The sequence below is a fragment of the Vibrio sp. 10N.222.52.B12 genome, assembly GCF_002875385.1.
GTDB lineage: Bacteria > Pseudomonadota > Gammaproteobacteria > Enterobacterales > Vibrionaceae > Vibrio > Vibrio jasicida.
Window position 1 is genome coordinate 49,728 of the sequence record NZ_MDAW01000107.1, and the last position, 9,271, is coordinate 58,998.

Here is a 9,271-nt window from a genome sequence, read left to right on the forward strand (position 1 = left end):
ATTACTCGGAGCTTTTTTAATTGCCTAAAGGTGACTAACTAGCCTGTGGAGCAGGTTGCTGGTTGGTAACCTCGGTTTGTTCTTGTTGTACTTCCTTGGCAAGGATTTCATCTTGTTTGCGTTGATGCTCCATAATTTGTTCGTAGTTTTGCTTAAGGTATTGGAGTGTTTTAACCGCCGCGATGAAGAACACTGGCACGATCAATACGATGATCAGTACAGGGAACGCTTTAAGGATATTCAAGTCAGCATTAATCAGTAAGAAGATGATTGGTAGCGCTGTTAGCAATAAGCACCAGAACAGACGAAACATTGGGTTTACGTTTGCTTCTTCATCTAGCTGTTTAGTTGCGATGCCTGCTAGTGAATACGAGGTGCCATCTAGTGTTGTTACTGTAAACAGAATCATCGTGACTAGGTAGATAGCAGTTAGCAACATTGGAATAGATGTTGAGTCAAATACTTGCTTCACCAACTCAGTTGGCTGACCTTCTCCAATCAGTTTGACACCATCAACGACGCCGTTGTTTACAAGATCCATTGAGAAGGTGCCACATACACCGAAGATAACCGCAGAGCCCATTGTGCCGCCAATCACTAGGATTAGAACCACGTCTTTTAGCTTCTGACCTTGGATGATCTTAGTGATGAAGACACCTACACCCGGTGAGTAAGAAATCCAGTTCGCTAGGAAAAATACCGTCCAGTATTGAGGGAACAACGTTGTGCCATATGGATCTGTGTTGGTGCTCATGCGGATGTATTCAGTCAACATGATACCAATGCCATTGGTTAAGTTGTTCATGATCAGAGCTGATGGCCCGATGATGAAGATGATACCAACAAACGCTGCACAGATATAAATGGTTGCACTAGATAGGCGGGCCATGCCTTTCTCAATGCCGATGTAAGAGCTGAGAGAGAAGATCACTGACAATCCAAGGATAACGCCAATACCCAACATTAAATTGTCTGGAATGCCTGTTAAGCTCGCTAGGTTAGAGGAAATCATCGGGATGCCCAAACCTAATGTTAATGCGGTTGCGGCAAGCGTGGTGATGATGAACAGTAGGTCAATAAACTTCTGAGCCCAAACTGGAAGGCGATCATTAAAAAGTGAGTTGATAACACCACTTAGGCTCATGCGTCGGCTTTTCTTTAGGTAGAATACGACGGCGAATGGGATGGCTACAATGAGGTAGATAAACCAGCCTGCAGCGCCCCAGTGGAACATGTTGTAAGCCGTAGCGTATTCCATTGCCATGGCTTTATCTGTAATACCGAACTGAGGGTCCATGAAGTAGTATACCGCTTCAATAAAGCCCCAGTACATGGTGCTTGCGCCCATGCCCGCAGACAATGCCATTGCGAACAGTTGGAATTTCGTAAACTTAGGTTTGGTGTCGCCCATACGAATATCGCCATATTTAGAAAAGGCGAGGAACAATAGGGCACCTGTTGCGAAAAGTGTGTACCAAAGGAAACCAGAACCGAAGTTAATGACGGTAAAATCTAGCATGCCGCTCATGGTGCTTTTTACGGCTTCTGGGTATACCACTGCAAGAATACCTAGAAGCAGTACAAATCCAAAACTGCCAAAAGTAAGTTTCCAGTCGATTTCTGAAGTATTCAATTTCATTGTGACTTTCCAATATTGTCTATTAATGAGAATACTCGGACGGCCTTGTTTATTGTCACTGACACTCAGGGCGTCTGCCTTTCTCCCGTTCCCATACGAGTAATTAGAAAGGCAGACAGTGTAGGGTTAGAGGGATGTCAGTCTTTTGCTGTCTCTGTATTAATTGTTTTTGTCTTGAAGCTGCGGTTTATTCGAACACGTACGATGCCACAGACATTTCTTTCACTTTGTCCCAATCCATTTCAACACCTAAGCCGTTGCCTTCAGGAGCACGGACATAACCTTCTTTGTCGGTGCGGATAACGGTTTTCGACGCTAGCTCAAAGTCTTCGTAAGGGTAGAATTGTTCAAAGAATTTACAGTTGTTATGCGCAAGAGCGACGTGCAGGTTTGCGGCTTGCGTTAGCGTGTAACCCATTGATTGGATCTCTAGGTTCTTAGAGAAGCCCTCTGCAATATGGAAGCATTTGTTTAGAGGCGTAATACCACCACAAACCGTCGCGTCTTGGCGAATGTCAGACCACATCTCTTGTGATAAGGCATAGGTCACTTCTTGCAGTGTTAACAAGCAGTTACCATGGCTAGAAATCTCAAGGTCGGTATTTTTAACTAGGCGTTTATAAGTGTTGTAGTCGTAATCAGAAACCGGTGCTTCTAACCACTCCCAGTGGTAGCTTTCTAGACGTTTTGCCATTGCCATTGCTTGTTCTGGCGTGTAGAAGGTTGCCGTATCAAGCATGAATCGAATGCCAGTTTTCCCGTAACGAGCCTGAACTGCGTCAACAAGGGCAACGTCCTTTTCGTACACGCAGTAGCAGTGAAGCTTGATTGCTTTAAAGCCGTGTGCAATACAGTCGTCTAGGTACGGGAAGTACTCATCTACGGTGTCGAACATTGGCGTCGATGCATAAGACAACATTTTGTTTCGAGCGCCACCTAAAAGCATGTAAAGAGGCATGCCCGCTTTTTTGCCTTTGATGTCCCATGCTGCGATATCAATTGGCGCTTTAGCTGGCAGACCACCCCAAGTACAACGCGCCATTAACCAGTTGTAGAGCTCTTGAGTTGCCAATGGATTTTTACCCAGTAAACCTGGAACTATGGTGCGTTGAGATTCGATAATGCAACGGTCAAAATCATTCTCTGTATAGCTGATTGTTGCGCCTAACCCCTCTGTACCATCGTTACAAATTAGACGGACGATGTTATTGGTGTATAACAAAGGTTCTTGGTTATCTGCCCATGGTACAGGTGCTGCATCGCGGTCTGCTACAGCGTAAAGTTCTACACGTTCAATTTTTAGATCGGTCATTTTTCAGTCCTTACAGGCGTGAGCCATTTTTAATCATGGTGGCGCGAATCTCCGCGATATTTAGGTCACGAATCGCCGTATTTGTATCAATCGCTTGTGCAGCAGCAATGCCCGCTGCATGACCAAGCTCAAAGCATTGCGCGGTGACGCGAGCAGAAGCAAGGGCTTCGTGTTCGGCGCTCAAGCATCGACCAGCAACAATGATATTTTCACCAACCACTGGCACTAGCGTGTGGAATGGGATGTCGTAGTAATCGTTAATTAGCCAGTGCAGTTTTGGTTTGTCGCCGGAGTGCAATTCAATAGGCCAAGGGGTACGGCAAATACCGTCTTCACGCTTGCGACAGTTAACAACGTCTTCATTAGTTAGCGTTTCGACACCAACAATAGAGCGCGTTTGACGAATGCCGACTTCTACACCGGTGTCGACAACGAATGCTTGTTCACAACCTGGAACAAAGTTGTTCAAGAAACGGGCGTACTCACGAACTTGGCGACGACCAAACACTTCAGCTTCTGTGAAATCTTCAGGATCAATAACGTTCAGCATGCGTCCATCTTGACCTGCAAGTCGTGTCGCATTGACCATCAGTTCATTCGCTCGTGTGGTCGGAAAAATCCAAATCTTATGACGTGGCAACTGGTATTCGCCGCTTTCGTTGGCTGCGAGAATGTTTTCGGTGACTTTCGGAGGGCAGATCGTGTCGTTGCCGTAGTAGTCAAGGTAAGTGTCCATATCGACACCGCCAAAACGGAAGAACATGGTTGGGTTTTGAATACGACCATTGTCGCCAAAGTAATAATCCATACCCGCACGAGCTACCACAGCAGCATCACCAGAAGCATCGATGATCTGTTGACTTAAGATGATACTTTGACCTGCGTTTGATTCGATGACCACGCCTTTAAATGCATCGCCTTCCATGATCACGCCAGTGACTGACGTATGGAATAGAGTTTTGACATTTGCTTGCTCTAGGAAATCATCAGCAACTTCACGCCACATCAAAGGATCGTGCGTCACTGTGTACGTTTTACCGTAGCGCTGTGGAGCAGTGACACCACCTTTGTTTTCTAATGCTTGACGAAAACGTTCTGTAAAACCGAATACTACTTGTTCTGGTTGTGCATTTTCATCGTCCGATGCCATGTACATACCGCAAATAGTGCCAGATAAGCCCGCGACGGCAGCACCACCGCAAAAACCGTATTTCTCAATTAGCCAAGTGTTCTTACCTAGACGACCAGCCGTTTCAGCTGCGGCAACACCAGCAGGACCTCCGCCAATGACTAACACTTCTACTTCAGCCAAAACAGGTAGGTCAGGAGTGTGTTCATAACGACGGATAATGTTCCAAGATTTCATTCTTACCTCACTAATAGATTACTGATGTTCATCTGATATATCAGTTGTATGTTTTTAATATATTCGGATTTCTTTTTTTGGTACAATGGCAAAACTTCTTATCGTGAGATTGCTCACTAAAAGATTGATCAATGGAATAGGAACGAGAATGACCGTAAATTCAGTCAATAAGACAGAAGTTGCATACAGCAAACTTGAAAAAATGATCATCTTCCGCGAATTAGAACCAGGGAGTATGGTCAGTGAAAAACAGTTGGCAGAAGAATTAGAACTTGGGCGAACGCCAGTTCGAGAAGCGTTACAAAGATTGGCTTATGAATGTATGGTTGAGATCCACCCGCGACGTGGAATTCAAATCCCAGCAATCTCTGTCGAGAGCCAACTAAAGATCTTAGAAGTCCGTCGCGACATTGAAGCCTTATGTGTCAACTACGCTGCCTCGCGAGCAAGTGTTGAAGAGAAACAGCAGATGTTAATGTTGGCTGAGCAGTTAGAAGCTTGTGCAGAAAACAAAGATGATCTGCTTTACGCGTCTTTACTTAAAGAAATCCATACCTTGCTCGTCAAAGCTGCATGTAATGAGTATCTACAGCTAGCAATGGCACCACTACAAGGCTTATCCCGCCGCTTTTGGTTTGCATTTAAAAACCAAGACTCAGATTTGGTTGAAGCGTCTTCTCTTCATGCTGCCGTTTTACGTGCTGTCAGCCATACTGATGCCGAGGACGCGGTCGCGGCATCACATCGTCTCAATGACTACCTAACTGATGTGGCTTATCGAACGATTAAACCGAGGAAGTAATACCGTTTTAGGTCCGTTTGATTACAGCAACCACAAAAAAGCGGCATTGAGCCGCTTTTTTGATTTCTTCGTCTTAGAATCGCAGGGATTAAGGCTGTTGCTTAGTTGGTGCTAGAGCGATCTCACGGATACAAACGTTTTGTGGTTGCTGATAAGCAAATACAACTGCACGTGCGATGTCATCAGCAGCTAGCACGCCGCCCATATCTTCTTTCCACGCACCGTAACCATCTTTGATTTCTTGCGATGTAGTGTGAGAAAGCAGTTCAGTTTCTACAGCGCCTGGTGCGATTGTTGTTACGCGAACGTTTGATGCTGCTACTTCTTCACGAACGTTTTCAGAAATTGCGTGAACCGCGAATTTAGTACCACAGTAAGCCGCATGGTCTGGGAACGTCTTTTTACCTGCGATTGAGCTGATGTTGATGATAGTACCGCTGTTACGCGCTTTCATTGGTGCTAGCACAGACTGCATGCCGTTTAGCAAACCAAGTACGTTCACGTCGAACATACGTTTCCACTCTGATGCATCTTGTGTGTCAATTTGACCAAGTAGCATCACGCCTGCGTTGTTTACTAGTGCGTCAGCAGGGCCAAATTTCTCTTCTGCTTTAGCAATTGCCGCTTCAAATGAAGCTTTTTCAGTAACGTCTACTTTTTCACATAGCGTGTTTGGCAGGTTTAGTGCTTCTAAGCGCTCTACACGACGAGCAAGAAGAAGAAGTGGGTGACCTTCATCGCTTAGACGGCGTGCGATAGCTTCACCAATACCAGAACTTGCACCTGTGATTACAATCAGTTTTTTCATCTTTTGTTTCCTTAATTTTTTAAGAATTGCTTTCGTTTGAGAGCAGCTTTTAGTCAAGAACACCTGTTTCGCTGCGATGTGGATATATTAAGGAAATGGTGTTTGTTGATATATATCGCTTTAGGTAAAACACTGTTGCCATATAACAACAATTAGTGGTAACTTTATGAAAATTAGGCAATAAAAAAGGCGCACTAGTGCACCTTAGTTTGTGTATTTAGTGATTAAGCTGGCTGCTCTTGGGTACAAACGACGCTATTGTCGCTACCAAAGCCATTAGGCACGTATGCGTCTGCTTGCGGATCGTTTTCCCATTCAGCTTCGTCAAATAGATAACGGAACTGGATATTTTGTTCCTTCGGCAAGCGCGTTTTAAATTTAAATTGGCCACTTTTCTTCACGAGCTTCATTGGTTCTGGTTGCCAGTTGTTGAAATCGCCTGCAATTTGAATCGACTCCCACTGATTTTTGTCTAGCTCGAACGTGACTTCGACTTCATCTTTTGTTTTAAAGAATCTCTTTTTAAGCATTAATCTTTCCTTGTTTGTACAAAAACTGATCTAACTATTACTCAGGTTTCATAGTGATTTCAAGTTTTATTGGAATCGTAGTCGGTAACGAAAGTAAGAATCTTCTGGTTTATGAGGGTGTTACTCATCGGATAACTTGTATGAAAGGGTGGATTCTGTATGATGAGTATTCACCATATTTTAAAGAAGTTGTATGTTGAGTTTTAATCGTACATTAATGATGACAATGCTTTGCTTGTTGGCCATGCTGCTAACTGGTTTTGCGTCAAGTGTACGTGCGGCTACGGCACCGATTGAACATCATACGTTACAAACGGCTTCTGATGACTTTCATCATCCATTAGGTACTGAACGAACGGATTGTGTTGAGTCTCATCAAGATGTGCATGTCTTAGAGAAAGGACAGCAACCACATACCAGTTGTACCTCTTCATGCCTCGTTAAAATTCCCACGAACCTTTTGCAAGATGAACAGATACAACTCCCTCATCGTCTTGCTTTGATCGACAAAGCGCTCACACCGAAAGCGGTGCTCGTTATTTATAAGCCTTACCGTCCTCCAATTGTTTGATTCCAGCCTCAATCATTGACCAGCCCAACTGGCGTTTTATTTATTAATGAGAATGGCACAGGTGTGCCTAAAGGAATCAAACATGAAAAAGCTACTCGCGCTATGCAGCACCCTTTTATTGGCATTTACTGCCCACGCAGCACAATTTGAAGAAGGTAAGCACTACAAGGTCTTAGATGTAGACAAGGCCAGCAAACCGACAGTGACGGAATTCTTCTCTTTTTATTGCCCCCATTGTTACAAGTTTGAAGCAGTGATTGACAACATGAAGCCAGCATTACCGAAAGATGCAAGTTTTGAGAAAGTTCATGTTGCTTTTATGGGCAGCGATATGGCCGTTCCAATGGCTAAGTCATACGCAACAATGGTGTCTTTGGGCGTAGAGAAGACGATGGTACCGGCGATGTTTGCTCAAATTCATCAAAAGCGCCAAGCTCCAAAAGATGAATCTGAACTCAAGCAGATTTTCGTTGATAACGGCGTCGATGCGAAGAAGTTTGATGCGGCTTACAACAGCTTTGCCGTTAACTCAATGCAGAAGGGCTTTGATAAGCAGTTCAAACAAAGCACATTAACGGGTGTTCCAGGTGTATTGGTCAACGATAAGTACATCGTTATCCCTAATGAGATTCGTACTTATGATGAATACAACGAGTTAGTGAATTACCTACTGACACTATAGTTTTTGAGAAAAATAAAAATGGCGACCATCGAGGTCGCCATTTTTTATGTTCATTTTGCGTTAGCGGAGAACAGCCGTACAAGCTGCGGTTGGCATATCAGTCATAAAGATCGCATTTGGATAAAACAAGCTGGCAACAGTGACGGCAACGTTACAAGGCTGAGCGATGGTAGTTTTCACTACGTTGTTAAGAACCACTCCAGTGGTATTCACCGTATTGACCGCAGCCTGTTGTGCTTGATAAGACACGCAACCCGCTGTTGCATTGATAACTGCGGTACTAAAAAGTAGTTTACGAAAAAACATATTCATATCCCTTGTGAATGCTTTTGAGATACTTATATGACCATCCGTTCATAATTAAAACAAAACGGTGTTCAAAATTACGCTCACTTCACGAAATGAACATTGTTTTATATAATTTGGTGAGTTTTGTGATCTGGTGGGTGGACAGACCAGTTTAAGCAATTAAAACCAACCCATGCATAAGTACCACACCTGTCGTGAGCTTGCCTCGCATCATCTGATACCCTTTTGGCTCCGCCTCTTTTTCTACTCTTCGAATCAGCTTTTCCGCGTACCAAACGGCAATGTAGCCAGCTGCCAATAACAGAGTCGCGGTGACATAATGCTTGTTACCTTGCAGCAATGCTCCCCAAGCAAGCAATACGAATAAGTTACTTAGCACCAAGGCATTTCGACTCAATCGATGGTAGAAATGATCAATGGCGTTGCCCCAAAGTACCCCGGAAAGAAAACTCAAAATCACCGCACTGTAAGCAATAAAAAACTGCTCCCCAGATAAGTTAAACAAAGTCCTTTCTGTAACGATGAGAACTAAGCTGAACAGAAAGGGCAGCAGTCCTAAATAACCCAATTGCAGCATTGTCGTACGTGTGGTCGTCATAGCAGCCTTCCTTACAGTTGCTGTTCAATCATGTTAGTAAGCGTAGTACTTGTTGGAGAGGTTGAACTTGGGAAGGTCGCAACGACTTTACCTTCTTTGTCGATCAAGAACTTGTAGAAGTTCCATTTCGGAGTAATGCCCGCTTGAGTACTGATCTCGGCAAATACTGGGTTTGCATCCTCGCCAAGAACAGAGGTTCGCGCCATCATAGGGAAGGTAACACCGTAGTCGAGATAGCAAATTTTAGCGGTTTTTTCTTCACTGCCACGGTCTTGACGAAAGTCGTTACTTGGAAAGCCCACAACGGCAAAGTTTTGGTCTTTGTAAGTTTGATGCAACTGCTCTAATTGTTCGAATTGAGGGGTAAAGCCACACTGGCTTGCGGTGTTCACGACCAGTAGCGTTTTGCCTTTGAAGGCGTCACAAAGCTCTATTTCTTCCGTTGAATTGAGAAGCCTTTGCTTTCCTTGCAAGATATCTGGACAGCTCGATGCAAAAGCCAAACAGCTAGTGGAGAGTAGTGTTGCGGTAAGTGCGCTGCGAGTGATTCCCTTCATGGTGTTGATTCCTTTTGTTTTTACTAAGTATAACTACTCGCAAAGGAATCAAATCGATCAAAAAAGCCGCTGAATTCTGAAGTGACCCCGTAAAGTT

The 9,271-nt window shown here is 44.2% G+C and carries 11 protein-coding genes; 3 read left to right on the forward strand and 8 right to left on the reverse strand.

The features are described 5' to 3' along the window. Positions 1–34: 34 nt before the first annotated feature. From BCT11_RS08610 to BCT11_RS08620, 3 genes are all read right to left on the reverse strand, one after another. Complete coding sequence (locus tag BCT11_RS08610; protein ID WP_038877692.1) at positions 35–1,639, reverse strand: BCCT family transporter; 1,605 nt, start codon at positions 1,637–1,639, stop codon at positions 35–37. 187 nt (positions 1,640–1,826) lie between these two features. Further along, positions 1,827–2,951 carry a mandelate racemase/muconate lactonizing enzyme family protein gene (locus tag BCT11_RS08615; protein WP_045404660.1) on the reverse strand — a complete coding sequence of 375 codons (1,125 nt, stop codon included), beginning with the start codon at positions 2,949–2,951 and terminating at the stop codon, positions 1,827–1,829. Between the two features lie 10 nt (positions 2,952–2,961). Then, complete coding sequence (locus BCT11_RS08620) at positions 2,962–4,317, reverse strand: FAD-dependent oxidoreductase (protein ID WP_102387981.1); 1,356 nt, start codon at positions 4,315–4,317, stop codon at positions 2,962–2,964. A 148-nt stretch (positions 4,318–4,465) separates the two neighbouring features. Between BCT11_RS08620 and BCT11_RS08625 the strand changes: the two genes are divergently transcribed. After that, positions 4,466–5,119: a GntR family transcriptional regulator gene (locus tag BCT11_RS08625; protein ID WP_102387982.1), complete on the forward strand. Its 654-nt coding sequence runs from the start codon at positions 4,466–4,468 to the stop codon at positions 5,117–5,119. Positions 5,120–5,207: 88 nt separating this feature from the next. Here the strand turns inward: BCT11_RS08625 and BCT11_RS08630 are convergent, their stop codons facing one another. Together BCT11_RS08630 and BCT11_RS08635 are read right to left on the reverse strand one after the other, a co-directional pair. Beyond that, entirely contained in the window at positions 5,208–5,927 is a 720-nt protein-coding gene (locus BCT11_RS08630; RefSeq protein ID WP_005442483.1) for an SDR family oxidoreductase, read from the reverse strand. A 224-nt stretch (positions 5,928–6,151) separates the two neighbouring features. Continuing rightward, complete coding sequence (locus BCT11_RS08635; RefSeq protein WP_038867314.1) at positions 6,152–6,457, reverse strand: isoamylase early set domain-containing protein; 306 nt, start codon at positions 6,455–6,457, stop codon at positions 6,152–6,154. A gap of 193 nt (positions 6,458–6,650) precedes the next feature. Between BCT11_RS08635 and BCT11_RS08640 the strand changes: the two genes are divergently transcribed. Together BCT11_RS08640 and BCT11_RS08645 are read left to right on the forward strand one after the other, a co-directional pair. Further along, on the forward strand, positions 6,651–7,028 hold the full coding sequence (locus BCT11_RS08640) for a hypothetical protein (protein ID WP_038867315.1): 378 nt from the start codon (positions 6,651–6,653) through the stop codon (positions 7,026–7,028). Between the two features lie 82 nt (positions 7,029–7,110). Beyond that, positions 7,111–7,710, forward strand: coding sequence for a thiol:disulfide interchange protein DsbA/DsbL (locus BCT11_RS08645; RefSeq protein ID WP_038877682.1), 600 nt, complete (start codon positions 7,111–7,113; stop codon positions 7,708–7,710). Positions 7,711–7,770: 60 nt separating this feature from the next. Here the strand turns inward: BCT11_RS08645 and BCT11_RS08650 are convergent, their stop codons facing one another. The 3 genes from BCT11_RS08650 to BCT11_RS08660 form a co-directional block, all read right to left on the reverse strand. After that, positions 7,771–8,016: a hypothetical protein gene (locus BCT11_RS08650; protein ID WP_005433479.1), complete on the reverse strand. Its 246-nt coding sequence runs from the start codon at positions 8,014–8,016 to the stop codon at positions 7,771–7,773. Positions 8,017–8,170: 154 nt separating this feature from the next. Next, positions 8,171–8,617 carry a DUF3429 domain-containing protein gene (locus tag BCT11_RS08655; RefSeq protein WP_039974992.1) on the reverse strand — a complete coding sequence of 149 codons (447 nt, stop codon included), beginning with the start codon at positions 8,615–8,617 and terminating at the stop codon, positions 8,171–8,173. 11 nt (positions 8,618–8,628) lie between these two features. Next, a complete protein-coding gene (locus tag BCT11_RS08660) occupies positions 8,629–9,174 on the reverse strand; it encodes a glutathione peroxidase (protein WP_102388000.1) in 546 nt (181 codons plus the stop codon). Positions 9,175–9,271 lie beyond the last annotated feature (97 nt).

What these genes read in the sequence shown, in the direction of transcription:
- BCT11_RS08655 (WP_039974992.1), bottom strand. Translation starts at nt 8,617, where the DNA reads ATGACGACCACACGTACGACAATGCTGCAATTGGGTTATTTAGGACTG.
- BCT11_RS08630 (WP_005442483.1), bottom strand. Translation starts at nt 5,927, where the DNA reads ATGAAAAAACTGATTGTAATCACAGGTGCAAGTTCTGGTATTGGTGAA.
- BCT11_RS08615 (WP_045404660.1), bottom strand. Translation starts at nt 2,951, where the DNA reads ATGACCGATCTAAAAATTGAACGTGTAGAACTTTACGCTGTAGCAGAC.
- BCT11_RS08645 (WP_038877682.1), top strand. Translation starts at nt 7,111, where the DNA reads ATGAAAAAGCTACTCGCGCTATGCAGCACCCTTTTATTGGCATTTACT.
- BCT11_RS08625 (WP_102387982.1), top strand. Translation starts at nt 4,466, where the DNA reads ATGACCGTAAATTCAGTCAATAAGACAGAAGTTGCATACAGCAAACTT.
- BCT11_RS08610 (WP_038877692.1), bottom strand. Translation starts at nt 1,639, where the DNA reads ATGAAATTGAATACTTCAGAAATCGACTGGAAACTTACTTTTGGCAGT.
- BCT11_RS08650 (WP_005433479.1), bottom strand. Translation starts at nt 8,016, where the DNA reads ATGTTTTTTCGTAAACTACTTTTTAGTACCGCAGTTATCAATGCAACA.
- BCT11_RS08660 (WP_102388000.1), bottom strand. Translation starts at nt 9,174, where the DNA reads ATGAAGGGAATCACTCGCAGCGCACTTACCGCAACACTACTCTCCACT.
- BCT11_RS08635 (WP_038867314.1), bottom strand. Translation starts at nt 6,457, where the DNA reads ATGCTTAAAAAGAGATTCTTTAAAACAAAAGATGAAGTCGAAGTCACG.
- BCT11_RS08640 (WP_038867315.1), top strand. Translation starts at nt 6,651, where the DNA reads ATGTTGAGTTTTAATCGTACATTAATGATGACAATGCTTTGCTTGTTG.
- BCT11_RS08620 (WP_102387981.1), bottom strand. Translation starts at nt 4,317, where the DNA reads ATGAAATCTTGGAACATTATCCGTCGTTATGAACACACTCCTGACCTA.